The organism is Bacillus sp. RK1064, from assembly GCF_051488405.1.
GTDB lineage: Bacteria > Bacillota > Bacilli > Bacillales > Bacillaceae > Bacillus.
The window spans coordinates 3,077,431-3,103,896 of sequence record NZ_JBPSCZ010000001.1; the positions used below are offsets into that span (position 1 = coordinate 3,077,431).

General features: G+C 41.5%; 24 protein-coding genes. 17 read left to right on the forward strand and 7 right to left on the reverse strand.

Annotation, left to right across the window (positions count from 1 at the left end):
- Window positions 1–37: 37 nt before the first annotated feature.
- Window positions 38–1,105 (reverse strand): NAD(P)/FAD-dependent oxidoreductase, encoded by a 1,068-nt coding sequence (locus ACSSTM_RS15680; protein WP_034659868.1) that lies wholly within the window; start codon window positions 1,103–1,105, stop codon window positions 38–40.
- Between the two features lie 255 nt (window positions 1,106–1,360).
- Between ACSSTM_RS15680 and ACSSTM_RS15685 the strand changes: the two genes are divergently transcribed.
- The 3 genes from ACSSTM_RS15685 to erpA all read left to right on the forward strand — a co-directional run bounded on the left by ACSSTM_RS15685 (window position 1,361) and on the right by erpA (window position 3,158).
- Window positions 1,361–1,597, forward strand: coding sequence for a YuzB family protein (locus tag ACSSTM_RS15685; RefSeq protein WP_003213414.1), 237 nt, complete (start codon window positions 1,361–1,363; stop codon window positions 1,595–1,597).
- 270 nt (window positions 1,598–1,867) lie between these two features.
- Window positions 1,868–2,722, forward strand: a complete 855-nt coding sequence (dapF, locus tag ACSSTM_RS15690) for a diaminopimelate epimerase (protein ID WP_095285821.1) — start codon at window positions 1,868–1,870, stop codon at window positions 2,720–2,722.
- A 73-nt stretch (window positions 2,723–2,795) separates the two neighbouring features.
- Window positions 2,796–3,158, forward strand: a complete 363-nt coding sequence (erpA, locus tag ACSSTM_RS15695) for an iron-sulfur cluster insertion protein ErpA (protein WP_012011138.1) — start codon at window positions 2,796–2,798, stop codon at window positions 3,156–3,158.
- 121 nt (window positions 3,159–3,279) lie between these two features.
- Here the strand turns inward: erpA and ACSSTM_RS15700 are convergent, their stop codons facing one another.
- Window positions 3,280–3,681 (reverse strand): hypothetical protein, encoded by a 402-nt coding sequence (locus tag ACSSTM_RS15700; RefSeq protein WP_095285822.1) that lies wholly within the window; start codon window positions 3,679–3,681, stop codon window positions 3,280–3,282.
- 203 nt (window positions 3,682–3,884) lie between these two features.
- Here ACSSTM_RS15700 and ACSSTM_RS15705 point away from each other — a divergent pair, with 203 nt between their 5' ends.
- Window positions 3,885–4,091: a hypothetical protein gene (locus ACSSTM_RS15705; protein WP_012011136.1), complete on the forward strand. Its 207-nt coding sequence runs from the start codon at window positions 3,885–3,887 to the stop codon at window positions 4,089–4,091.
- A gap of 47 nt (window positions 4,092–4,138) precedes the next feature.
- Here the strand turns inward: ACSSTM_RS15705 and yumC are convergent, their stop codons facing one another.
- Window positions 4,139–5,137, reverse strand: coding sequence for a ferredoxin--NADP reductase 2 (gene yumC / locus ACSSTM_RS15710; RefSeq protein WP_034659862.1), 999 nt, complete (start codon window positions 5,135–5,137; stop codon window positions 4,139–4,141).
- A gap of 391 nt (window positions 5,138–5,528) precedes the next feature.
- Here yumC and ACSSTM_RS15715 point away from each other — a divergent pair, with 391 nt between their 5' ends.
- The 4 genes from ACSSTM_RS15715 to ACSSTM_RS15730 all read left to right on the forward strand — a co-directional run bounded on the left by ACSSTM_RS15715 (window position 5,529) and on the right by ACSSTM_RS15730 (window position 8,155).
- Window positions 5,529–6,746, forward strand: a complete 1,218-nt coding sequence (locus ACSSTM_RS15715) for an NAD(P)/FAD-dependent oxidoreductase (protein WP_161937191.1) — start codon at window positions 5,529–5,531, stop codon at window positions 6,744–6,746.
- 137 nt (window positions 6,747–6,883) lie between these two features.
- Window positions 6,884–7,009, forward strand: coding sequence for a YuiA family protein (locus tag ACSSTM_RS15720; RefSeq protein ID WP_159049984.1), 126 nt, complete (start codon window positions 6,884–6,886; stop codon window positions 7,007–7,009).
- An 81-nt stretch (window positions 7,010–7,090) separates the two neighbouring features.
- Window positions 7,091–7,411: a YuiB family protein gene (locus ACSSTM_RS15725; RefSeq protein ID WP_034659859.1), complete on the forward strand. Its 321-nt coding sequence runs from the start codon at window positions 7,091–7,093 to the stop codon at window positions 7,409–7,411.
- 99 nt (window positions 7,412–7,510) lie between these two features.
- Window positions 7,511–8,155: a 3D domain-containing protein gene (locus tag ACSSTM_RS15730; protein ID WP_034659858.1), complete on the forward strand. Its 645-nt coding sequence runs from the start codon at window positions 7,511–7,513 to the stop codon at window positions 8,153–8,155.
- A 42-nt stretch (window positions 8,156–8,197) separates the two neighbouring features.
- On the opposite strand, the gene ACSSTM_RS15735 is transcribed toward ACSSTM_RS15730, so the two are convergent.
- Window positions 8,198–8,674 (reverse strand): divergent PAP2 family protein, encoded by a 477-nt coding sequence (locus tag ACSSTM_RS15735; RefSeq protein ID WP_095285825.1) that lies wholly within the window; start codon window positions 8,672–8,674, stop codon window positions 8,198–8,200.
- Window positions 8,675–9,001: 327 nt separating this feature from the next.
- On the opposite strand from ACSSTM_RS15735, the gene ACSSTM_RS15740 reads away from it, so the two are divergent.
- The 3 genes from ACSSTM_RS15740 to ACSSTM_RS15750 all read left to right on the forward strand — a co-directional run bounded on the left by ACSSTM_RS15740 (window position 9,002) and on the right by ACSSTM_RS15750 (window position 12,916).
- A complete protein-coding gene (locus ACSSTM_RS15740) occupies window positions 9,002–10,492 on the forward strand; it encodes a leucyl aminopeptidase (protein WP_095285826.1) in 1,491 nt (496 codons plus the stop codon).
- Window positions 10,493–10,633: 141 nt separating this feature from the next.
- Window positions 10,634–11,962 carry a Na+/H+ antiporter family protein gene (locus ACSSTM_RS15745; RefSeq protein ID WP_034659853.1) on the forward strand — a complete coding sequence of 443 codons (1,329 nt, stop codon included), beginning with the start codon at window positions 10,634–10,636 and terminating at the stop codon, window positions 11,960–11,962.
- A gap of 177 nt (window positions 11,963–12,139) precedes the next feature.
- Window positions 12,140–12,916, forward strand: coding sequence for a sporulation protein (locus ACSSTM_RS15750; RefSeq protein ID WP_437404239.1), 777 nt, complete (start codon window positions 12,140–12,142; stop codon window positions 12,914–12,916).
- Window positions 12,917–12,985: 69 nt separating this feature from the next.
- On the opposite strand, the gene ACSSTM_RS15755 is transcribed toward ACSSTM_RS15750, so the two are convergent.
- The 3 genes from ACSSTM_RS15755 to ACSSTM_RS15765 form a co-directional block, all read right to left on the reverse strand.
- On the reverse strand, window positions 12,986–13,582 hold the full coding sequence (locus ACSSTM_RS15755; RefSeq protein ID WP_003212636.1) for a biotin transporter BioY: 597 nt from the start codon (window positions 13,580–13,582) through the stop codon (window positions 12,986–12,988).
- Between the two features lie 113 nt (window positions 13,583–13,695).
- Entirely contained in the window at window positions 13,696–14,832 is a 1,137-nt protein-coding gene (gene ald / locus ACSSTM_RS15760) for an alanine dehydrogenase (RefSeq protein ID WP_034659850.1), read from the reverse strand.
- A gap of 110 nt (window positions 14,833–14,942) precedes the next feature.
- Window positions 14,943–16,172: a PucR family transcriptional regulator gene (locus ACSSTM_RS15765; RefSeq protein ID WP_034659848.1), complete on the reverse strand. Its 1,230-nt coding sequence runs from the start codon at window positions 16,170–16,172 to the stop codon at window positions 14,943–14,945.
- A 406-nt stretch (window positions 16,173–16,578) separates the two neighbouring features.
- Between ACSSTM_RS15765 and ACSSTM_RS15770 the strand changes: the two genes are divergently transcribed.
- From ACSSTM_RS15770 to essA, 6 genes are all read left to right on the forward strand, one after another.
- Window positions 16,579–16,872: a WXG100 family type VII secretion target gene (locus ACSSTM_RS15770; RefSeq protein WP_003213769.1), complete on the forward strand. Its 294-nt coding sequence runs from the start codon at window positions 16,579–16,581 to the stop codon at window positions 16,870–16,872.
- A 95-nt stretch (window positions 16,873–16,967) separates the two neighbouring features.
- Window positions 16,968–17,207, forward strand: coding sequence for an EsaB/YukD family protein (locus ACSSTM_RS15775; protein WP_003213579.1), 240 nt, complete (start codon window positions 16,968–16,970; stop codon window positions 17,205–17,207).
- Window positions 17,208–17,221: 14 nt separating this feature from the next.
- Window positions 17,222–18,535, forward strand: coding sequence for a type VII secretion protein EssB (gene essB / locus ACSSTM_RS15780; RefSeq protein ID WP_034659846.1), 1,314 nt, complete (start codon window positions 17,222–17,224; stop codon window positions 18,533–18,535).
- Between the two features lie 51 nt (window positions 18,536–18,586).
- Complete coding sequence (gene essC, locus ACSSTM_RS15785; RefSeq protein ID WP_106038220.1) at window positions 18,587–23,062, forward strand: type VII secretion protein EssC; 4,476 nt, start codon at window positions 18,587–18,589, stop codon at window positions 23,060–23,062.
- Window positions 23,059–25,956 carry a type VII secretion protein EsaA gene (gene esaA, locus ACSSTM_RS15790; protein ID WP_437404240.1) on the forward strand — a complete coding sequence of 966 codons (2,898 nt, stop codon included), beginning with the start codon at window positions 23,059–23,061 and terminating at the stop codon, window positions 25,954–25,956. The genes essC and esaA overlap by 4 nt, the downstream gene beginning before the upstream one ends.
- Entirely contained in the window at window positions 25,946–26,431 is a 486-nt protein-coding gene (essA, locus tag ACSSTM_RS15795; protein WP_106038222.1) for a type VII secretion protein EssA, read from the forward strand. Before esaA ends, essA begins: the two co-directional genes overlap by 11 nt.
- Window positions 26,432–26,466 lie beyond the last annotated feature (35 nt).

Below are 26,466 nucleotides of genomic sequence, written 5' to 3' on the forward strand. Positions count from 1 at the left end.
CGTCATGAAGGAGCTTTGAGAAAAAATTCACATGATGTTAGCCATTGTGATGCTTGTACATCCAAAGGAGTCCGGATTTTAGAAGTCTTGGTACACGGCCAATAAGTGGACGATCTGCTACTAAGCCAAAGCCGGCTTTTTTCCCTAAAGATCCTAAGACACCTTTTAGCTTAAACTGAGGATAAGCCTCAGGAAGCGGCTCGTTTTTCCAGCGTTTTTGCAGAGATTGGACAATTTGTTCTGCCTGCGCCTCGGCAAGCTGTGCACTTGGGGCATGCGGCAAGCTTGCGCAATCACCCACGACATAGACATGCTCATTTCCAGGGAGATTGTGATGAGGTGTTAATACGACGCGGCCTTGTGCGTCTTTTTCAACATCCATCTCCCGTACCACTTTGCTTGGCTGAATGCCTGCTGTCCATACGATGACCTCTGCTTCAATGGCGTCATCATGGTTGTAAACAACACTTTCTTCAACCTTCGTAATATTGGCACAGTTAATGATCTTTACGTCATTTTCTTCAAACCACTTTTGCACATATAAACTTAATCTTTTTGGGAAGCTTGATAGAATCAGCTCTCCTCGGTCAAAAAGAATAATGTTTAAATCAGCACGGCTTTCTCTTAATTCACTGGCTAGCTCTACCCCGCTAAGTCCAGCACCGACGATACCAACCGTTGCACCTGCACCCAAATTGTTTAATTTGTTATACGTATGTCTTGACTGATCAATGGTTTGAATACTGTATGTATGTTCTTTCGCACCAGGGACATTATGATACTTGTCCTCACAGCCGAGTCCAATCACCGTGTCGTCATAAGGAATGGGTTCACGGTCGCTGAATAAGATCTGTTTGTTTTCAATATCAATTTTTTCTACTTCCCCATATTGAATATCCAGCTTCGGATGCTCTGGAAAAGATACTCGGATGTGATGATCAGAGATTGTTCCAGCAGCGAGTGCATAATATTCTGTTTTTAAACAGTGGTAAGGATTTCGATCAACTAATGTGATAGTAACATCATCAGGTAATTGATTTGGCAATAAGCGGTGGAGAACCCGCATATTCCCGTAACCTCCGCCGATCAAGACTAAATTTTTCATGACGATTCTCCTTTTCCCCGTAGACATTGAAAAACACTTATACTAAAAAACTTTAAGTTAAAATACCAAATAAAATTATATCGAATTTACTGTGAAACCACAATAATTGTTTCAAAATAACCTACATATTCATTAGTTAGTCCTAAATAGTAAAACATTTTACGAGGAATAGGCGTAACGATACAGATGAAGCTCATGTTTTGACTAATAGAAGGAATTTCGGTAGGATGGTAAGGCAATGTGAGGTGAAGCAAAGTGTTCCCACTGATCGAATTTTGTGTAAGTAATCTTGCACAAGGGTCTCAAGAAGCAAAAGAGAAGCTTGATAAAGACCCAAACCTAGACGTTATGGAATACGGCTGTTTAAGCTATTGCGGCAAATGTATGGACTCCCCATTTGCACTTGTGAATGGAGAATTTGTTTCAGGAGAAAATGCAGAGCAGCTAGTCGAGCGTATTTATGCTTTTATAGAGGAAAATGAGATGTTTTAAATGCACCACATGGGTCATGGGGTGCATTTTTTTCACACTTTAAGCTTCCATTTTTAAGGAGAATTAATAGAAAGCGCATCCAATATGTTATGCTAATAAAATATCATCAAAATGAAGCATCACACGAGAGAAAAAGAGGCATATGCATAATAAAAGCCCTTTGCCATGGCAGCAAAGAGCTTCTATGTATGAAAAACGGGGGATGATAAGATTGTCTCCTGAATCGACTCCTTTTATACTATAAAGAAACAACATTTTTGGAGGAAGCTCATGACATCATTTCAATTCACGAAAATGCACGGATTAGGAAATAATTATATATACGTCAATCAGATGAAGGAACAGCTTCCAGAAGAGCAGCTATCAGAGATAGCGATCCGCGTTTCTTCTGTTTATACAGGAATCGGTTCAGACGGAATGATCCTTATTTGCCCATCAGATGTTGCACCTGTGAAAATGCGCATTTTCAACAATGATGGATCAGAGGGTAAAAACTGCGGCAACGGTCTGCGCTGCGTCGCAAAGTATGTGTATGAGCATCAAATCGTAACAGACACAACGTTCCAGATTGAGACATTGTCAGGACTTGTTGAAGCGACCGTTCATGTACAAGATGATTACGTTCATTTAGTGACAGTAGATATGGGAAAACCTCGTTTTGAAAAAGAAGCGATGCCGATGCTTGGTGAACCAGCCAGCACAACGATTAATGAAACGCTTGATTTTGGCACGACAACCTTAAATGGAACGGCTTTTTCAATGGGAAATCCGCACATCGTTTTTTATTTAGAGGACATTGAAAAGGCACCGCTTGATACAATTGGGCCAATCATCGAAAAACACGACATGTTCCCAGAAGGCGTCAATGTAGAATTTGTAGAAGTGGTCAGTGAAACAGAACTGCATTTTCGTGTGTGGGAAAGAGGGTCTGGCATTACTCAAGCCTGCGGAACGGGAGCTTGCGCTGCGGCTGTATCCACGATTGTGAATGGACAGGCGAAAAAAGAAACGGACATGACGGTTCACTTAGCAGGCGGAGATCTCATCATTTGCTGGAAAGACAACGACCATGTGCTCATGACAGGGCCTGCTGAAACGATTTGTGACGGCACATTTTATCTGTAAACCATTTATTTGAGAAAAGGCACCATCACGTTTATAATTGAAAAGAAACATCCAGTCAAAAGGAGGGATGATCATGAGTACACCAGTAACCATTACAGAAGCTGCTGCACTGCAGATTAAAGATATGATGAAAGAACATGAAGAAGAAAATGCGTTCCTGCGAGTGGGCGTAAAAGGCGGCGGATGCAGCGGTCTTTCATACGGCATGGGCTTTGACCATGAAGTTTCAGAGAAAGACACGCAGTTCGAACAGCAAGGCATCCAGGTCCTTGTCGACTCCGAAAGCCTTGATATCATGAACGGCACCATCATTGATTTCAAACAATCACTAATGGGCGGCGGTTTCACCATCGACAATCCGAACGCCATTGCTTCATGCGGATGCGGTTCTTCTTTCAGAACAGCAACGAATACCGGTACGCCGGAAGAGTGTTAACAACTGATCATGGATTAAGATAAGCCTTCTTGTTCGTTTGTTTTTGTAAACAACACGATCGAGGAGGCTTTTTTGATGAGGAAAATCAACCAAAAAAAGACACTCATTCAGTGTCTCTTTCTCATATTGCTTCTTCTATTTTCAACAGTTCTTTATCCAGGACATCCACCAACTCTTGGGTGCTAAACACTTTATTGCCATCTTCCACATGGACTTCAATCACAATTTTAATATTTGTGAGTTTTTCATGGTACCTCACTTCAAAAGTGCCCATTTTTTTCGTTTCATTGTTTTTATTCATTTTTTGAACTTTGGAGAGTATCTGTTTGATTTCTTCATCACTCAAACCAGAATCTAAAATTGAAGTGGGCACATGCTTTAAAAAAGGTCCTAGTTGATCAACATCAATATTCAATCCTGCTGCGAACTGAGCATAATGTTTGTTATAGTCTTTTGCAAACAGTTCTACTGAGCCACTAATCATCAGTAATAAGCTCAAACTGATCAATAAACGCTTTAACATCTTTCTACCTATCCTTCATATGATCTTCTTTATTTCCTATATCGGTTGATCAGATGAAACCTTCATTGATGCCATTATCTCTTCAACAATTTATAAATCGCTCAATTTTGTTACAGCTTGCTCTCACAACTGGCTATTTCCACTTGAAAAGAGTATCATGAGAACCAAACATAAACTGTAGGTAGAAAAGAGGTTGCTGAGGTTTGAGTGAACAAATCAATTGCAGGAACTGTCATGAACTGATTCCGTATCGTTCCAAAACGTGTCCAGCTTGCGGGATTGAGAAGCCGCTTCCGAAAAAGGAACGTGTGAAGGATCGGGTGATTTTGGTTGTGGCAGGGATTGTTGTGGTGCTGCTTGCTGCAATGGTACTTGGAATGGCGAATGCCTATATTGGGGTTTTTAAATAAACGAAAAAGGAGTTCCGCTAGTGGGAACTCCTTTTTTTGATCCGCTTTTATTTGTTTTCAAATAAGCTTGTGGAATGAAGAGGCTGTACACGGGCTTTCGGGTCCATGTAGGCTTTCGCATTGTTGACAGCCGTTGGTGCTTCACCAAATCCGCTTGCAATCAATTTGACCTTTCCTTCATACGTACAGATGTCTCCTGCCGCATAGAAGCCTTCAATGTTTGTTTCCATTGTGGATTTCACGACGATCGAGTTCTTTTCGATTTCAAGACCCCATTGTTTAATTGGACCAAGGGAGGAAACAAAACCGAAGTTGACGATCACGTCGTCTACATCAAGCACTTGTTTTTTGTCGCCTTTGACTTCTTCGAGCACAATCTGTTCAATGCGGTCTTCACCAATGAGCTCAGTTGGCACAAATGGCGTCACTACATTGACTTTCGAATTGTGCAGGTTTTCTACACTGTGCTCATGGGCGCGGAATTTATCGCGGCGGTGAATAATGGATACTTCTTTTGCGATAGGTTCAAGCATTAGTGCCCAGTCTACTGCAGAGTCTCCGCCGCCAAGAACGGCCACACGTCTGCCAGCAAATTGGTTCAGATCATTAATGAAGTAATGCAGGTTGCTTCCTTCAAATGATTCTGCTGCACCTAGCTCAAGCTTTCTCGGTTGGAATGCACCGTTACCAGCTGTAATGATGATCGTTTTAGAATAATGAATCTCTTGATTTGTCACAAGTTTAAAGATACCATCTGCCTGCTTTTCAACTGTTTCAACTGCTTGCTCTAAGCAAATGGTTTGATCAAATTTATCCATTTGTTCCTTTAAGTTATCAACTAATTCTTGTGCGCGGATTTTTGGAAAACCAGCCACATCATAAATGTATTTTTCAGGGTAAAGAGCGGATAGTTGACCGCCGAGCTGAGGAAGGCTTTCAATGATTTTCACACTTGCCTGTCTCATGCCTCCGTAAAACGCAGTAAACAATCCAACTGGGCCGCCCCCGATAACGGTAATGTCATATACCTTAGAATCTTCTTGCATTCCTTTAATCCTCCCAAATGAAAATTGTTATCACTATATCATATCATACCACATATCGTCGTTTGACTTGTTTTGAAAAACTTGTCGTTTTTTGATGCCGAAGCTTTGAAAAAGAGGAAAAAGCGAGAAAGACCGTTTATCATAAGGATTTTCAGTTTAAAGCCTTGAAAATTGGAGCAGAACTCGCTATTATTGTTAAGGGAACTAAATATTAATTTTTTATGAATTTTTGTCGGATACGGTCAAATGCTTTCGTTTTATGTAGGTGAAAGTTCAGATTTTCACATACTTATTTTTTTGTTTAAATTTCATAAAATGCCGGAAAGCGGTTGAGAATAGCAATATGTAATTCTTTATCCGTTTTACAGCAAATTTAAAAAAGGTGGATGTGATTCCAGTGAATAAACCGAAAATCGTTGTATTAGGTGCAGGTTATGGCGGATTAATGACTGTAACAAGATTAACAAAACAGCTTGGCACAAATGATGCGGACATTACTCTTGTGAACAAGCATAATTATCATTACGAAACAACATGGTTACATGAAGCAAGCGCAGGTACACTTCATCATGACCGCTGTCGTTATCAAATCAAAGATGTGATTAACAGTTCCCGTGTCAACTTTGTACAAGCAACAGTTGAAAGCATTAATAAGGAAGCAAAGAAAGTTGTGACATCAGATGGCGAACTTTCTTACGACTACCTTGTTGTTGCACTTGGTGCTGTTCCTGAAACATTTGGTATTGCAGGACTGAAAGAATATGCATTCTCAATCTCTAATATCAACTCTGCTCGTCAGCTTCGTGAGCACATTGAGCTTCAATTTGCGACGTATAATACGGAAGCAGAAAAACGTCCAGAGCGCTTGACAATCGTTGTCGGCGGTGCAGGCTTCACAGGTATTGAGTTCCTTGGTGAGCTTGGAAACCGTGTGCCTGAGCTTTGCAAAGAGTATGATATTGATCAAAAAGACGTACGTATCATCTGTGTAGAAGCTGCACCAACAGCTCTTCCAGGATTCGATCCTGAATTGATCGACTATGCAATGAACTACCTTCAAGGTAAAGGTGTTGAGTTCAAAATTGGTACAGCGATCAAAGAATGTACGCCTGAAGGCATCATTGTTGGAAAAGACGATGATACAGAAGAAATCAAAGCTGAAACTGTTGTTTGGGCTGCTGGTGTACGCGGTAACCCAATCGTTGAAGAAGCTGGATTTGAAAACATGCGCGGCCGCGTAAAAGTGTCTCCAGATCTTCGTGTACCAGAAAATGATGATGTATTCATCATCGGTGACTGTTCATTGATCATCAATGAAGAAATCAACCGTCCATACCCACCAACTGCACAAATCGCGATGCAGCAAGGTGAAACAGTAGCGAAAAACCTTGCAGCACTAGTTAAAGGTGGTTCTCTTGAAAGCTTTAAGCCAGACATCAAAGGAACAGTTGCTTCTCTTGGTGAACACGACGCTGTAGGTGTTGCGTTTGGTAAAAAACTTCAAGGAACAAAAGCTTCTGCAATGAAGAAAATCATCGACAACCGTTCTTTATTCATGGTTGGCGGCCCAGGACTTGTTCTGAAAAAAGGAAAATTCAAGTTCTTCTAAACCTTAATAGACAAAAACGTGTATCCTCGTGATACACGTTTTTTTTATGACGTATGGCATATTTTCTTACTTGGTCATCGGCAGCAAAGTATGTTATGATGAATTATCAGAAAATTTAGATTAGGGGAGTGAGCAATATGAATGCACAAACAAAAGAAAAAAAATCCACCTGTCAATATTGTTCGGGGAAAGGGTATTTTCAGCTATTGCTCGGCGGATCTGAAACATGTGAGGAATGTAAAGGGACAGGAAAGAAGCTTTAATCCATCTGCTTTTTCCATTGATTGACTTCATCTCTATTTCCAAGTTAAACTAATGATGGGATATTTGGGGGTGGAGATGAAGTGATCAGTTTACCAGTCGTTATCATTTCAGTTATTTTATTTTTCGTGTTATTCTTCGGCATTGGCTTTTTGCTCAATATGCTGCTCAGAATGTCATGGATTATGGCTATTTTATATCCAATTGTATGCCTTTTCATTATCAATAATCAAAAGATGATCGCTTATGTCAGAGAACCGGGCATTGCTTTTTCAGGGATAGGAGAACGCATTGTCTCTCTCGCTGCGGCAGATATCATTATCTTGTTAAGCGGTCTGATTGGTGCAATTGCATCAGGTTTTGTCATCAATGCACTTCGAAAAAGAGGGTATCAAATGTTTTAACTCACTTGTAGACATGCAAGTGGGTTTTTTTGTTTCTCCTTTGCATAGTTTCCATTTTGTTTGGAAACAAATAGATGGGTAGAGGAGTGACAAATAAAGATGAAAACATGGATGAAACGATTGTTCATGACAGCCCTTTTCATGCTTGCTCTCTTGACAAGCTTTACGGGCATATCTGGAGTTGAACCAAGTGATTTAGCTGTCTGGGTGAAAGAGACTGATCCTGTTAAGCAAGTATCTTCTTTTTTCCAACAGCAAAAAAGGGAAACGATGGCACTCAAAAGTGATGACTTGCGGGCTGTTTCTCTCGAAGAAGCGTTTAATTGGAACGATTACCCGAAGCAAAAGGTTGTCGCCACAGGTTATACAGCAGGTGTGGAATCAACAGGTAAAACGAAGGAACACCATGCATATGGCATTACATATTCAGGCGTCAAAGTGAAACGTGACTTATATTCAACTGTGGCAGCAGACCCATCAGTCTTTCCGATTGGAACCGTGCTGTTTATCCCAAACTATGGCTACGGAGTGGTCGCAGATACGGGAAAAGCCATTAAAGGTCATAAGCTTGATTTATACTATGAAACCGTAGATGATGTGTATAGAGAATGGGGTAAAAAAGTGCTTGATGTGTATATCATCAAAAAGGGCGAAGGGACGTTAACGGAAAAAGACTTAAACCAGCTCAATGAAGCAGAATCAATGCAAGTGTTCCGTCAGCAGTTTCAAGCCAATAAAGAATAAAAAAGCTTTGGACAAGTTTTAGGTCCAAAGCTTTTTTCGCTTCTACATGAAGTAATAATCTAAGATGAGTGTCAGTAAGATGCCTGTTAAGCCGCCAAAGAAGACTTCAATCGGCTTATGACCAAGAAGCTCTTTTAATTTCTTTTGCTTTTCTTTTTCTTCCGCACTCGGGAAATTCTTTGCTTCAGAAACAAATCGGTTAAAATCTGTCACCAGCTTGTTAAGTACAGTCGCCTGTTCTCCTGCCTGTCTGCGCACACCTGTCGCATCGAACATGGTAATAATGGCAAAGATGGCGGAAATGGCAAAGATAGATGTATCTAGCCCGTGCTCTAAAGCCACTGCTGTTGAGAGTGCTGTTACGGCTGCGGAGTGTGAACTTGGCATTCCGCCTGTGCTTGTAATGAGCGACCAATCTAGTCGTCTAGAAATGATAAATTGAATCGGTACTTTTACAAATTGAGCAAAAAAGATGGCTGCAAGGCTGGCAAGCAGCGGAAAATTCGTCAGTACGCTCATGAACAAGAAACATCCTCTCTGTAAGAAAAAATATGGTGCGAAATGATGGACTGTGTACCCTAGTAAGATGAAAAAATGATAGCAGTATCAAATGCTGCCAAGTCCATGTTCAATTATAACATTAAAGAAAGTAGATGTGGAACGAGGAGAATGCAGGCGGGCTGCACAAGTTTTCATCGCTTTTTTCATGATGCCCTTCCGCGTGTGAAAATATAAATGTTCATTAAGTAAAGACAGACTGGCAATGATCGTATAGGCAAGTAAATTTTGATATAATAGAAGTTCCAATGTGAAAAATGGAGTTCATTGAAGGAGCGTGTGATAAATATGTTTTTCTCGACAAATGAATTGCAGCATAAAGATACACTGGTGATCGGACTTTTTCAAAAGAGCCAATTATCAGGAAAAGCAAAAGAAATGGATGAATTACTTGAAGGAAGAATCACTGAATTATTAAAAGAAGGCGATATTTCATCTAAACGAAATCAGCTTTCGAAGTTTTTCCCATCCCCTGAGACAGGCATCAAACGCATTTATTTTGTCGGACTTGGGAAGGAATCAGATTACACGTTTGAAGAGGCAAAAGAAGGGTTTGCCCATTTATTTAAAAAGCTCCATCAAGATAAAAAGCAAGCGGTTTCGGTCTTGCTGGACACGTTTATTGGAAAGGATCTGCCTGCCCAAGATGCAGCCCATGCCCTTTCTGAAAGCTGCCTTTTAGCTACATATGAATTACAAGATTTTAAACATAAAACAAATGAACCGGATCGCTTTATCGAGTTTGTTTATGCGACGACGGAGCATGATACAGCTGAAATTCAGGCGAGTCTGAAAGTGGGCGAGGTCTACGGACAGTCCGTCAATTCGGCTCGTACTCTTGTGAATATGCCGCCGAACATGCTCACATCCTCTGATCTGGCTTCGTACGCGGCAGAGCTTGCGTATAAATACGAATTTGAGATTGAAATTTTAGATAAAGAACAGATGGAAGAGCTCGGAATGGGCGGTATTTTAGCCGTCAATAGAGGCTCAACCGAACCGCCAAAGCTCATCGTATTGAAATATCAAGGCAAGGAAGAATGGACAGACGTCATCGGGCTTGTCGGTAAAGGTATCACGTATGATACTGGTGGCTATTCTTTAAAGCCAAGAGCCAGTATGGTTGGGATGAAAACAGATATGGGCGGTTCAGCCTCTGTTTTAGGCGCCATGGAAATCATCGGTGAACTGCGCCCAGAGCAAAATGTCATTGCTGTCATTGCCTCGACAGACAATATGATCTCAGCTGACGCCATGAAACCGGATGACGTCATTGTGTCACTTAGCGGTAAAACAATCGAAGTGCTGAACACGGATGCAGAAGGCCGTCTTGTTTTAGCAGATGGGGTGACATATGCGAAGCAGCACGGTGCCTCTGTCCTTGTAGACGTGGCGACATTAACAGGCGGGGTCATTGTGGCACTTGGAAATGAGACAACAGGCGTCATGACGAATAACGATGAACTATATGCTCAGTTTAAAGAGGCATCAGAAGAATGCGGTGAAATGATTTGGCAGCTGCCAATCACTGAAAAAGATAAAAAGCGCGTACGAAACAGCAAAATGGCGGATCTCAATAACTCACCAGGCCGCGATGGTCATGCGATCATGGCAGGAGCATTCATTGGTGAATTCGCTGAGGATACGCCTTGGGTTCACTTAGATATTGCAGGAACAGCAACAACAGAAAAGCCTTCATGCTTTGGGCCAACAGGGGCGACAGGTGTGATGGTACGGTCATTGGCCACATTTGTGGAACGATTTGAAGGAAAGAAATAAAGGATCAGGCTCTGCCAAATGGCGGAGCTTTTTTTATGTAGGACATACGCCATTTGACGAAGAAAATTTTCTATGGTAACATACGTTGGTACTTTAATTATCTACTACATTAGTAAACTAAAGGATTTCGGGGGTTTCACCATGAATGCAGTTGTTTTAGCGGTTGTTTTAATGTTGATATTAAGCTTGCTGCGGGTCAATGTCGTGATTGCGCTGGCACTCGGTGCTTTAGCTGGCGGACTTGCAGGTGGGTTAGGCCTGGGAGGAACAGTGGAAGCCTTTACTGACGGGCTCGGAGGAAATGCGACAGTTGCCATTAGCTATGCACTTTTAGGGGCATTTGCTGCGGCGCTGACAAAAACGGGTCTTCCAGATGCCATGGTTGAAGGAGCGGTGAAGCTTCTAGGAAAAGAAGGCGACTCAAGAAGAAAAACATTATCAAAAGTACTGATCATTCTTGTGATTTTGATCGTATCTTGTTTTTCACAAAACGTCGTTCCTGTTCACATTGCCTTTATTCCGGTCTTAATTCCGCCATTATTAAAAGTGTTTAACGAGCTTCAAATTGACCGCAGACTGCTAGCGTGTGTCATGACCTTCGGACTCACTGCACCATATATTTTACTTCCAGTCGGTTTTGGACAGATTTTCCACGGAATGCTCCGTGATAATATGAAGGATGCAGGTCTAGCTGTGAATTTAGCAGATATTCCATATGCAATGCTGATCCCTGTTGGGGGGATGGTGCTAGGATTGATCGTCTCCCTTTTCGTGTATCGTAAGCCAAAAGTATATGAGGATCGCGACATTACAGATGTAGAGAAATCAGCGTATACGAAAAAAAGTCTATTCTTTGCTGGTCTTGCCATCCTCGTGTCATTGATTGTCCAGCTTTATCTGTCTCAAAGCCTTGGCGTGGAAGGTATGATCTTCGGTGCACTTGCAGGACTGCTTGTCTTGTTTGTGACCGGAATGATGAAACGCGATGAAGCAGATCAACTGATTACATCTGGAATGAATATGATGGCATTTATCGGTTTTGTCATGCTTGTTGCGGCTGGATTTGCCAACGTTTTAACCAAAACAGGAGACATTGAAACGCTTGTTAAAGCATCTTCACAATTTATCGGCAACAGCCAGAGCCTCGCGGCAATTTTAATGCTGCTTGTGGGTCTGCTTGTTACAATGGGGATCGGATCATCATTTGCAACGATTCCAATTATTACGACCATCTTTGTTCCACTTTGTTTACACCTAGGGTTTAGCCCAATGGCGACAATTGCAATTATCGGTTCAGCTGCGGCTGTTGGGGATGCAGGTTCTCCTGCAAGTGACAGTACGCTTGGACCGACATCTGGATTGAATATGGATGGACAGCATCACCACATTTGGGGTACTTGTGTTCCAACATTCGTATTTTATAATGTACCGCTTGTCCTGTTCGGCTGGATTGCGGCAATTATTCTTTAACATAAAAAGCTTGTAGAAAAACGTTGTTTTTTCTATAAGCTTTTTTGTGATGTTTTCTCCATTTTTTTGCTGTCCAAAGGTGAAAAAATAATTAGGACAAAAGTATGAATTAAATGAATCTTTCTTCCTCTTTCTTACGTATATATGCTGATAAAAATGAAAAGGGGAAGATGAGAGATGTCATTTTTTAAAAAGCTAGCGGCAAGTGCTGGGATTGGTGCAGCGAAGGTAGATACCATTTTGGAGAAAAACGCTTATTATCCAGGTCAAGAGGTAAGGGGAACTGTCCATGCAAAGGGCGGGAAAATCTCTCAGGACATCCGCTATATCGATGTCAAGATTCAAACGCAATATGTGATTGTGCAAGATGATGAAGAGCGTAGAAAATATGTGAACATCTATTCTTTACGGGTGACGGATTCTTTCATCATCCAGCCTGGCGAAAAGCATGAATTTCCGTTTTCATTTATTCTTCCTATTGATACCCCGATGACTATCGGAAAAGTAGAAATTGCAGTGATGACAGACCTTGATATCCAAGGCGGAATCGATAAATCTGACTATGACCGTATTTTTGTTGAAGCACATCCTTGGGTGAAAAATATACTGGAAGCCACTAGAAATCTAGGCTTCCACTTGAACGAAGCGGTCTGTGAACAAGCACCTTACTTCCAGCGTCGTCTGCCATTTGTTCAAGAATTTGAGTTTATTCCGACATCAGACTACTATCGCTATATGCTTGATGAGTTAGAGCTGATTTTTCTGATAGATGAGAATGGATTAGACGTTATTTTCGAAGTCGACCGCAGAGCAAGAGGCCTGCGAGGGTGGCTGGAGGAAATGTATAATGACGGAGAACAGCTTGTACGCTACCGCTTCAGTCAATCAGATCTTGAAGATGTAGAAGCGCTTGAAGGAATGCTAGAAGAAATCATAGATCAATACGCTGAGTAATGATGAAAAAAAAGCTTGAATGAAGACAGGCTCTTTTTTCTATGATCCACTTGAAGATGATGTCTGCACTTATGACGCAGCTTGTTGTTTTCGAAAGGATGTGGCTTTTGATACAGAGCGATAAATTTTAGGTGCCAGCATCGCAAGTAATATGGTCAATGCGTAGTCTTTCACCATAAACCAGATCATAAAGAACCATGTGGTTTGATAGGAAATGGGTGCATTCAGCCACACATTTAATGCGAGGTACGTATAAGTCGTTCCGATCACATACATGACGGTCGTACCTGCAATAGCTGCAAGCAAAAAGCGGCCAAAGCCAGGATTTTTTCTTTTTTCTAAAATGAATCCAGCTAGCCAGGCAGCAGGAATATACGATAATACAAAACCACCGCTTTTGCCTAAAATAACCCCAAAGCCCGCTGAGAACTGTGCGAATACAGGTGCACCAGCAATTCCAACTAAGGCATATACAATCATAGCCAATGCGCCAAGCCGTCTGCCGAGCAAGAGACCAGCAAGTACACAAAAAAACGGCTGCATTGTAAGTGGAATTCCGCCGACCTGCAAAAACGGCACAATGGATGTGATATTGGCTCCAATAGCCATGAGTGCAGCAAACATTCCGACTAGCACAAAATCAGCGGTTCTTGTTTTCTGTTGCATGATGTTTCCCCCTGTCTTATCTTACAAATAGATTAAGGGGATGAGAAGTATTTGTCAACCTGTTTTTATTATTGGTTAACAAAAAACCCACCCATGAAAAGGGCGGGTCTGTATTAAGCTTCTGTCATAGAAGACGCATCGATCGCTTGATGAACAGGCACATAATCATAGCCGAGATCACGAGCGACGGCTTCATATGTGATATGTCCGTTCATGACATTGACACCTTCTGCGATGGCTTTGTTTTCTTGAATGGCTTTTGCAGCGCTTTTATTAGCAATTTGCAGTGCGTAGGGAACGGTGACATTCGTTAAAGCAACAGTTGATGTCCGTGGAACTGCTCCAGGCATATTGGCAACTGCATAATGTAAAATACCGTGTTTTTCATAAGTAGGCTGATCATGTGTTGTGATATGATCTATTGTTTCGACAATGCCGCCTTGGTCAATCGCTACGTCTACTATGACGGAACCAGGCTTCATTTGCTTCACCATTTCTTCCGTCACAAGCGTTGGTGCTTTGGCACCTGGGATCAGCACCGCACAAATGAGAAGGTCTGCCTCACTGACTGAATCAGCAATGTTTACTGGGTTAGACATTAACGTTTTCATTTGATGACCAAATTGATCGTCCAGCTGACGCAAGCGTTCTGCGTTTACGTCAATAAGAGTGACATCTGCGCCAAGCCCAATCGCCATTTTCGCTGCGTTTGTTCCAACAACACCGCCGCCTATAATTGTGACTTTCCCTCTTGATACCCCTGGTACGCCTGCGAGCAAGATGCCTTTACCGCCTTTTGGCTTTTCTAAAAATTGTGCACCGATTTGAGCGGACATTCTGCCCGCCACTTCAGACATAGGTGTTAAGAGAGGGAGTGATGTTCCGTCCGTTACTGTTTCATAAGCAATAGCTGTGACGCCTTTTTGTTTTAAAGCTTCAGCCAAGGAGGGCTCTGCGGCAAGATGCAGGTACGTAAATAAGATGAGTCCTTCTCTGAAATATGAATATTCCTCAGGTAATGGTTCTTTTACCTTCATGATCATATCAGAAGATGCCCACACATCTTTCGCTTGATCAAGAATTTCTGCACCAACAGACACATAATCGTCATCAGTGAATCCGCTTCCAAAACCAGCGTTTGTTTCAATTAAAATCTGATGTCCAGCTGAAAGTAATTGAGAAGCTGCTCCTGGTGTTAATGCCACTCGGTTTTCATTGTTCTTAATCTCTTTCGGAATGCCGATGATCATGTTTATTCCTCCCATGCTTATCTATTCATATTGTATGTCTAGTGTATCCTGAATGTTTAAAAAATGCTTCGGTTGAAATAAAAAATAAAAAAACGCCTCTTTGTGAAATTTCACAAATGGACGTTTTTTAGCTTCATATCAAGGTATATGGTCATTTTCTCATTCATGTTTTTTAAATCTATTTCTGCAATGTCTGTAATACGTTTTAATCTGTAATTCAATGTATTGATGTGGATGTTTAATTGCTTTGCGGCAATATTGGCATTGCTGTCACAGTCAATAAATCGTTCAAGGGTTTCGACTAGGTTGGAATGATGCCTCAGGTCGTAATCTTCCAGCTTTGATAAAGAATAACTGGAGTAAGATGAGCCCCTTCGTTTTTCAGCGAGGACATCTAAATATTGATAAATACCAAGTTCAGAAAAACTGTGTAAACGTTCGGTTTCAACAGGAAAGCGCTCTTTTGTTTTTAATACAGCCAGTGCTTCTTTATAGGAAGGCTGAATATAAGAGATGTTATCGTAAATTCCACCAATCGCTGCTTGAACGTGATGGATATGATACCGGTCAGACAGCTGCTGCAGCATGCCGCTTGTGAATTGTTTAATATCGTGCAGCGGGTGTTCCGTTTTGGGTGAGACAAGAATAATGAATTCGTGAAAATCAACAGTTGTTAACAGCACTTGGACTTGCTGCGTTGTTTCAAGCAGGTAAGATAGCTTTTTTTCTGTGTCTTCTGTGAGTTCGTCACGAAGGCGGAAGATGATGATGGCATACGTGTCTGGACATCTGATGCCAAGTCTTAAAAATAGGTCTAGCATCTCATCCTTTTCATGAATATGACCTGTGAGCATCTTCCAGAAAAGCTCCTGATTGCGTTCTTCTGTTTTCGTTTTGCGAATTTGTAAGTTAAGTAATTTGTTTTTAACAGCATGTGCTGCCATCTTCAGAAGGTCCATTTCTTCTTCTGAAAAAGGCTGTGTGGACTCAATCGCCCAGATAAAACCGAGTACTTCTTTGTCCTTCCAGATTGAAATGGCAACCCTGCTAGATAAACCCACCTCTGCAATTTGAGGGACACGAAGCGGTTCGTCTGTTTTAAGGAGTGTAGGAATGATACCGTCCTTCCAAAGCCGATTAATGACTTTTTCCGGTACACGGCGGGAGATAATGGTTGAAGTTCTGGCGGGATCAGTAAAATCATTATGAGTGCTATAGGCCAACAATCGATGATGCGTATCTTCTATAGTAATAGGGCAATTGAGCACATCACTAATTTGGTCTGCCACATCCTCTAAACGATCAAGACTATACTTGAATGGATCTGTCTTTTTTGTCATAAAAACCCCTGCTTTTTCGAATATTTCACGTACTTACATTATGAAGAGAAAGAGGTACGTAAATCAATAACAAAATGCCATAAATTTAAAAAAAGAGAAAGCCCAGAGAAGCAAGCACATCGATGCTGAATGAAGGCGAAAAAGAAATAGTACAATAATAACGTAGTAAAAAATCAATAGGCGGAAAGATTCAGTGAAGTGTGTCTACACTTATTAAGAATATATGACCAAAAAAATGTTAAATACTAGATAAAAAGCGAAAAAACAGTAATTCTATAGACTCATTTTGTAAAATAAAAACAGATTTGTTTGACTGTGTATCATTTCTGTTTTTATAATAATAACGTCAAAAAATAAGTGGATTAGCCCATTATATGGCGGCTATGCACGGGAGGTAATGAGGAATATGTCAGGAATTATTCGCGTAACCCCAGAAGAACTAAGAGCGACCGCTAAGCAATATGGTGTTGAAAGTCAAGAAGTGTTAAACCAAGTTGATCGTCTAAATAGAATGATCTCTGATTTAAAAGGAATGTGGGAAGGTGCTTCTAGTGAAGCATTTGCTGATCAATACGAGCAGTTAAAGCCTTCATTCATCAAAATGTCTGATCTACTAACAGATGTCAGCAATCAGCTTGATCAAACGGCAAATACACTTGAAAGCACTGACCAAGACATCGCAAGCCAAATCCGCGGCTAATCAAAGGGATTTCCTTTCTAAGTGTGAAAAGCAGAAAAAGCGCCGAGTGTGTCAATGGATGCCGGCGCTCTTTCTATTTTGTGAGGTGGAAATTTGTGTATATCGATATTACCATCGACTTAAAAAATTATGATGGCAGTGTGTTTGATTTGAGACTATCAAATTATTTACATATTAAACAAGTCATCCATATCGCCTGGCAGGCAAAACAAATCTCACTTCCTAAGCGAGAAGGCGGCTGGGTGCGAGTAGTCAATAAGAAAGCTGTGTTTTCAGGCGAATATAAGCTGTCAGACTGTGGAATCACCACAGGAGACAGGCTGGAAATACTATGAAAGGACTTTTGTAAATGGCAGATAAAAAGAGTTCCTATTTAGAAGAACAATTAGAAGCAGTTATGAAAAAAGAGGGTGGCGCCTACAGCTTCATTTTTCAAAGAGAGACAATTAAACTCTTAGACGGTTTAGAAGCGGCACCGATCAAAGACATCAATCCTTCATTCAAAAAAGAGATTCAATTAACTGAAGATGAGGTCATCATTTCTATTCAACCGCCTCCTGCCTATCAGGAATTTCGTTTCATCCATGCAAAGGATGAAAAAAGCAAATGGATTTTTTCATACCAGCTTGTCGATGCAGTTTGCAAACACGACGTGAAGCGGCTGCATCCTATTGTTTCTCCTGAAAACATTGTTTTTCATCAAGGCTTAGCTCCTGCATTTTTGCATTACGGGGTCAAAGAAAGCATCCCGCCATATGAAACGGATGACCATCGTTTATTAAAAGAAGTCAAAGCCGTCATTCTTCGAGTGGTGGACCATGAATATCAGTTTCAGGAATATGTGGCATACAGTGAGACGCTGAAATTATCTGAACTGGCAAAAGAAATCGTTGAAACGCAGTCGCTGGAAGAATTGTCTGCCCTCACTCAGCAAAAAATCGAAGCGATTGAAACGAAAGAGAAAACGCTATTAACCATTCCGAAAAAGAAATGGAAGATCGAACGATATATCGGGCTAGGTCTGCTTGTCCTATTAATCCCTGCTTTGGTGTACACCATATACACCTTCTTTTTTGCGATGCCGAAACACGAAGCGTATGTCGAGGCAAACAAATATTATCTCAACAAACAGTACAGCCAAGTGGTGGATACGTTAGAAAAATATTCAGCCAATCAAATGCCGGTCTCTCTTCAATATGAACTGGCCATTTCGTATGTACAAACGAATCAAGGCAACCTGTTACTCGATCAGCATAAAAAAGAAATCACAGATACATACACATTACAGACTGATCCTCAATATTTCCTTTTCTGGATTCATATTGGACAAGGCAATAGCAAGGAAGCACTTGATATTGCACGTGTACTTGGAGACGACCGGTACATATTCACGGCACTCGTCGCCTACCGCAATGACATTCAAAACGATGACAGTCTTACTGCAGAAGAAAAACAAAAACAGCTAGACCCGATTATTAAGGAAATGGCGAAATATGAAGAAAAAGAAACAACGGAGACAAGCACCAACGACTCCTCGGGCGCAAGCCAAACAGATGAAACAGCTGAACAAAAAGAGCAGTCAAAAGCCGATCAAGAGAAAAAAGAGAAAGAATCTGAAGCGAAAAAGAAAACCTCTCAGACGAAAAAAGATGAGAAAAAATAATTCTTTCGATACAACTGACAGTTGCTGCTGTCCCATGAGGAGGTGGAGCGTTTGAGTCTTCTTTGGGTTTTTTATGAGGAGGATTATCAAACCGTCCGTTTAGACGAGCAGTTCAATCGAGAAGCTGTGATTGGACCTGAAATAGAGCATACGGTGACAATCCCTACACTTTCGTTTGATGAAGGGGTCATCCGTTTATCTCCCGATGAACCGAATGATGGCTTTTCCATTTATCAGGGTGAAGGGAAGAAAGGCACATTACTTCTACATGAACCATATAAACTTGGATCACTTACACTTATGTTAATGGAAGCACATCATGACCAACACATTTATTACCTAGGAAATAGAGTCGAGCTGTCTTTTTCACGTGAGAACAAAGATGAGATCGATGTGTGGAAAGAACAAGCGCATTCCATGTTTCAAGATGCGAGCCAGTTTACTTTGGAGAAGATCGAAGGAACTTGGTATGTCATGCCTCAGGACGAGACGATTTATGTGAACGGGAAAAAAATCCATGGTCCAGAGAAGGTTTATACTGGAGATGAACTGTTCTGGAACTTTCTAACGGTGACATTGAAAGATGATGATTTATTGCAGGTGACTGCATATGAACCATTTCAAACACGTTTGGAAAAAACAAGAGCACCAAGCACAGAAACAAAACAAAAATATCCTTTATATAGACGAACACCTCGTTTAATTTATGACCTGCCAGATGACCGGGTATCCTTTAGCTTTCCTTCGCAGGAGAGTGAAAATAACAGCAGAGGGCTTTGGCTTGTTGTCCTTCCGCCGCTTGTGATGCTTCTTGTGATGGGGATTGTCGCTCTTGTCCAGCCACGCGGGATCTTTATCGTCGTGTCGATGGCGATGTTTATCATGACATTAATCACATCGTCCGTTCAATACTTTAAAGAGAAATCACAACGCAAAAGACGGGAAGAGAAACGGCAGCGAGTCTATTCTCTATACTTAGAAAATAAACGAAAAGAGCTGCAAGAGCTCTACGACCGCCAGCAATATATTTTGACGTATCATTATCCGTCATTTGAACAAATGAAGTACTTAACGTCAGAAATTAGCGGCCGAATTTGGGAAAAAACACTTGTGAGTGACGATTTCTTGCAGCTGCGTCTTGGGACGGGTGCAGTCCCATCAAGCTATGAATTATCGATGAGCGGCGGCGATATGGCCAATCGTGACATGGATGACTTAATGGAACAAACGCAGCACATGCAAAAGGTCTATCGTGAAGTGAAGGATGTACCCATTACATTTGGTCTTGCAGATGGCCCAACAGGCTTGATTGGAAAGCCAGCGATTGTGAAAAAGGAGCTTCATCAGCTTGTTGGACAGCTTGCTTTCTCGCACAGCTATCACGATTTGAGATTTGTCTTTATCTTTCATGAGCAGGAGTATGAGAATTGGGAATGGATGAAATGGCTTCCGCATTTCCAGCTGCCTCATACATACGGCAAAGGGTTTATTTACAACGAACAAACACGCGATCAGCTGTTGTCCTCGATTTATGAAATTTTACGTGAACGTGATTTAGAAGAAGAAAAAGAGAAAAAAATCTTTACGCCTCACTTTGTGTTTATCGTGACAAATCACGAGCTTATTGCTGAACATGTGATTTTAGAATATTTAGAAGGCAGCCGGACAGACCTTGGCATCTCAATTATTTTTGCTGCTGAAACAAAGGAAAGCTTAGCTGAAAATATCTCGACGCTTGTCCGTTATATTAACGAAGAAGAAGGAGATATTCTCATTCAGCACAAGAAAGCCGTCCGAATTCCATTTCAGCTTGATACACATGAGCGCGGGGACAATGAGCTGTTTGCCAGAACGCTGAGAACATTAGATCATCAAGTTGGCATGACCAATTCGATTCCTGAAACGGTCTCCTTCCTTGACCTTTTTCATGCCAAACAGGTAGACGAGATTGGTATTCGTGAAAAATGGCTCACATCAGAAACGGCCAAATCACTATCTGTGCCAATCGGTTATAAAGGGAAAAATGACATTGTGGATCTGAATCTGCATGAAAAAGCACACGGTCCGCACGGCCTGTTGGCGGGAACAACAGGATCAGGGAAAAGTGAATTTTTACAGACGTACATTTTATCGCTCGCTGTACACTTTCACCCGCATGAAGTCGCTTTCCTGCTGATTGACTATAAAGGAGGCGGAATGGCGCAGCCGTTCCGAAATATTCCTCATTTACTTGGCACCATCACCAATATTGAAGGCAGCAAAAACTTTAGTGAAAGAGCGCTTGCCTCAATTAAAAGTGAATTGAAGAAAAGACAACGGTTGTTTGATCAATATCATGTGAATCACATCAATGATTATACGAAGCTCTATAAGGAGAAAAAGGCTGAACAGGCAATGCCTCATTTATTCTTAATCTCTGATGAGTTTGCTGAATTAAAAAGTGAAGAGCCGGACTTTATCAGGGAGCTTGTCAGTGCTGCACGTATCGGCCGAAGCCTCGGGGTCCATCTCATTTTGGCTACCCAAAAGCCAGGCGGGGTCATCGATGATCAGATTTGGAGTAACTCCCGCTTTAAGGTCGCACTAAAAGTACAAGATGCGTCAGACAGTAAGGAAATATTGAAAAATAGTGATGCGGCGTCCATTACCGTTACAGGCCGCGGCTACTTACAAGTGGGAAACAATGAAATTTATGAATTGTTCCAATCAGCTTGGAGCGGTGCGCCATATATGGAAGATGGCTACGGATCAGAAGATGACATTGCCATTGTGACAGATACTGGACTCATTCCGTTATCAGGGGTAAGTACAGAGCCGGCAGTGAAGAAAGAGACAGTATCGGAGATTTCTGCTGTTGTGGATGAAATTGAACGTATGCAGCAGGAGCTTGGGATTGAGAAGCTTCCAAGTCCATGGCTTCCACCGCTTGAAGAACGGATTCCAAAAACACGTTATGCGTCGAGTGAAGAGCATGTCTTCCATTTTGCGCTTGTCGATGAGCCAGATCAGCAAAGCCAGCATCCACTTTCTTATCAAATGATGGAAGATGGGAACATTGGCATCTTCGGTTCCTCCGGCTACGGCAAATCACTTGCTGCGACAACACTGCTCATGAGCTTTGCGGAGAGATATTCACCTGAAGAATGGCATGCGTATATTTATGACTTCGGAAACGGGACATTGCTTCCGTTAGCCAAGCTGCCGCACACGGCGGATTATTTCTTAATGGATCAAATGAGAAAGATTCAAAAGTCAATGACGCGTTTGCGGGAAGAGGTTGAATACCGCAAGCGGTTATTCAGGCAGCAAGAAATGAGTCATATCAAAATGTACAACGCCTTAAATGAGAAAAAGCTCCCGTTCATTTTCATCGTGATCGACAACTTTGACATTGTCAAAGACGAAATGCATGAACTTGAATCTGAATTTATCCAGCTGAGCCGTGATGGACAATCATTAGGAATTTACTTCTTGATTACAGCGACTCGGGTAAACGCAGTCCGCCAATCTCTTATGAATAACCTGAAAACAAAGGTTGTTCATTACTTAATGGATCAAGGAGAGGCGTATTCGATTATTGGCAGACCGAAATTCAGCTTAGAACCGATTCCAGGACGAGTCATTATCAATAAAGAAGAGCTTTACTTTGCGCAAATGTTCCTGCCAGTTGAAGGAGAGAACGATCTCGAACTGTTTGAGCATTTGAAAGAAGAGATACAGCTTCTTCATGATCGCTTTGAATCAGCTGAAAAACCAAAGCCTGTGCCAATGCTTCCTGATAAACTGACCATTTGGGAGCTGGAGAGTCGTTTAGAAGAACAAAAACAGCCGTATGACATTCCAGTCGGACTAGATGAGGAATCTGTTGCACCTGTTTACTTTGACTTGAAAAAGAATAAACACTGCCTCATCATCGGTCAAACGCAGCGAGGGAAAACAAATGTGACAAAACTGATTCTTGATCAGCTTTTAGCAGCAAGACCTGAGAAGCTGGCCGTGTTTGATTCGATTGATCGGGGTCTTTCCCATTATGCAAAGGAAGAGAATATCGATTACCTTGAAACAAAAGATGATATCACTGAATGGGCAGAGGAAATAGACCGTTTATTCAAGGTGCGGGAAGAGATGTACGTCGAAGCTGTACGCAGGGGAGAGACCGATCAGTTGTCGTTCCCTCAAATTGTGCTTGTGATTGATGGCATTACGCGTTTTCAGCAGACGATCGATCCGCGTCTTCAAGATCAATTGGCTGATTTCATGAAGTCATATGCACACCTAGGCTTTAGCCTGATCGCATCAGGGAATCATACCGAATTCAGTAAAGGCTATGATGCACTCACAAACGAAATTAAACAAGTTCGTCATGCCATGTTACTCATGAAAAAATCAGAGCAAAACATCATACCGCTTCCATATGCAAGACAAGAACCAGATATTCAGCCAGGGTTCGGGTATTTGGTTGAAAACGGGAAAGAGAAGAAAATCCAGGTTCCTTTATGTGCGGTAGAAAGGAAGAGTGTTCAATGACAGAGCAGCAAAAAAGCTCCATCAAAATCGTATCGACCATGATATTGATTCTTGTTCTGCCGGTTTTATTTTTCCACCTCATTGGAGATGACCCGGCAAAACAGAAAAAGAATGCCACACGTAATATTGCTGTGGTCAATGAAGATATGGGAGCGAGCGAAAGTGAAAACACCGCTCGTTTCGGACAGGATGTCGTGGCAGCATTATCAGAGCGTCCAGATTATACATGGACCGTAGTGAATCGCAGTGCGGCGGAAAATGGACTGAAAAACAGAAAGTATGACGCTGTCCTCTATATTCCGTCTGATTTCTCTAAAAATGTGCTCAGCTATGATAAAGACCACCCTGAAAAGGCATCCATTCAATTTTCTATTCAAGACCAGCTCAATTCAGTCAATAAAGAGAAAGTGCAAAGAGAGCTGGAAAATGCGCAAAAGAAAATGAATGAACAGATGTCAACGTTATACTGGAGTTTTGTATCACAGGAAATCGGCAATGTTAGAGAAGAGTTTGAGCATATTGTCGGCAAAGAAGTCGAATTCCAAAACACAATGTATAATTTCTATAAGCCGAACTCAAACAAACTATCAGATGCCGTTCAGCAGCAGAAGAAACAAATAGAAGAATTAAAAAATGCGATGACCGACTCACAGAAGCAGTATAAAGGCGGTTTGAGTACAACAGAAGAAGCTAAGAACCAGTTAAAGGACTTTGTGAAAGCAGTCGATCAATACCAGCAGTATCAAGACAAACAAAAGGACCTCTTGATCAAAGCGCAATCGACAAGCAAAAAACAAATCCAGCAAGGGCTTAAACAGCTCGCTGATATTCAAAACCAAAATGCCCGTAGCTTTAGTGATCAAATGGGCGGGCTCAAAACAGACATCAACGGGGTACAAAGTCAGCTAAACACAACGGACAGCGCCATCCAATCTGTTCAAAAGTTGAGAGAAGACGCTATTCCTAAGCAATCAACGGGATTAACGGAACTTGTGAAGACGTCTCAGAAGGAACTGATTAAAAACTATGAAAAGCAGTACCTGGAATACTATAAAAATAAGATGGAAGCCTTGCAAAATAATTTAAAAGAAAAAAGGGAGCAGATTTTAGCTGAAACTGAAAAGCCAGAGGACTCCAGTAAGGATGGACCATCAGATCAAGATAATGAAAACCCTGAAGAGATTGGGATTAATTTAGATGAAGAGACAAATGAACTCTCGCAAATTTCAACAGAAATGAACGATCTCGCGGATCAATTAGCAGATCAGGAGACGCCGCCTACTACTGAAAATGGCAAAGAAGGTGGAGAGGGCGAAAATCCTGTTCAGCCAGATTCCGGCAGCACGAATTCATCTAAGGATGACCTTAAAGCACTCTCTACTCGTTTAGAAGAAGTGAAAAAGAAGATTCAAGAAAAAGCTGCCGCTCATAATGACGAATTGAAAGACAAAGTGAGTCAGATGAGTAAGGAGCTTAAGGACCTTTCTGATAAAATAGGTAAACTTGAAAAAAAGTTTCTATGGTTACAAGATCGATATAACGTCATTCCGAATGAAATCCAAAATCAAGAATCATCCATTGTAAGTAAAGTAAAAGAGCTGAAGCGCAGAAACTCACCAATTGGTGGAGCCTTTGCTGATGATCTTTTTGAGGAAAAGTTTGATACAAAATCAACAGACACTAAAAAATTAATGGAGTATTCCAATCAACTCTCCCAACTAGATATGATGCTTGATGATTTTTACGAATCAACAAATAACTCTTCTCTACTAGACACAAAAGAAGAGAAAATCCAGTCCATCCTCTCCATCAAAAAAGAGGAAACAGAAAACTGGGATACGCTCAAAAAACAAATGCTGACGTCAAACGATGATGTGTCTACTTTTATTGATGAGATGCAGAAGTTTTCAGATGGCTATGCAGAATACATTTCGACTCAGCAGGCAAGCATGGAACAGGAATTAAATACAATCTCTGAAAGTGCGGACAATGTTGCGGAGCAAATGGCTGATCAAGGAGATGCAGTGTATACGGCAGACCTTGCAGGCAGTTCAATTGTTGTCAGTGCACAGGATTCAATTGGTCAGGAAGTGCTTCGTCTTTCTGAAAATATGAGTTCGTTAACCGACCGCCAAAAAGGGGTGGCGGATTATACGAATAACATTGAAGAGAGTGTGACAACAGTTCAAGAAAAAGCGGATACGCTGAATGAAAACTGGAGCAAGAATGTCAACTCTACGAAGCTTGTTCAGCAAGATTTGAAGGGTATTTTAGGAAACACATTGAGTGATCAAGGCAACAGCAACTATGTGTATAACCACTTAGCCAATCCGCTGAAAATCAGCGGTGATGTGCCGGAAGAAAAAACGCAGACGGTACCGCCAGTGGTCATTTTGGTCATTGTGATGATCAGCAGTTTGTTAATTGGCTTTTTCAGCTCGTATTATGCGGCAGCTCCGATGCTGGTGAAAGGTGCACTGTTTGGCATCTTAAATCTATTAGTCGGACTCATGATCAGCTTGTTTGGACTGAACATTTACAAGCTTGCAGATGATCAAGCGATTCAGTGGTCCATTTTCACGATTTTACTATTAGTGGCTTGTTCCGCCTTTATTCGCACGGCGTTCCTTTTCGGCTCTATTGCCGGATGGATGGCAGCAACGGCGCTTATTTTCTTCTTTGTCGCACCATTAATTGATTTGGTGATGCCGAATTTCCATTTCACAAATCCAGTGACAGACGTGTACCTGTCCATCCAATATGGAAATGGAGATCACTTTGGAATGGGTGTTATAGGATTAGTGATTTTAACTGTCCTCTTCATGGCCATCCCGCTTGTGACAAAGCTATGGAAAGATAAAACGGAGGAACGTGATGTGACTCATGAGGCTTAATCTGTTCGTGAAAGGGGGGGCACTTGGTGTCATGTCCCTTTTTCTCCTCATTCCTGCTGCTTTCGCTGCTGGTGAAGATACGGATACAAATGTCAAGCCGAATGAATATCAGGAAAAAGAACTCAATATTAACTCAAGTATATTGAGGGATCAAACGAAATACGAACAAAGCAAAAAGACATCAACAGTCAAAACAGACATTCATTTTGCTGAACCGCCTAAAACTCCGGGAGGGTCTCTTTCTCCGCAGCTTTTCAGTGATCTAAAAGAGAACCCGCCCAAAACATCAGCTCACATGATGGAAGAGATGAATATCTCTTTTCGTGATGCCGCTGTATCAGCACCTTCTGGCGATGATCACAAGAAGCAGACATCAGCACTGCTTCCGATCATCTTTGGTTTCTTAATCGTCTTTGGCATTGTCGTGATGTTCATTCTGATTCCTAAGGTGAATGTGAAGGCTGAAAAGAAATAGCCTGTCTCTTTGAAAAGAGGCAGGCTTTTCTTATG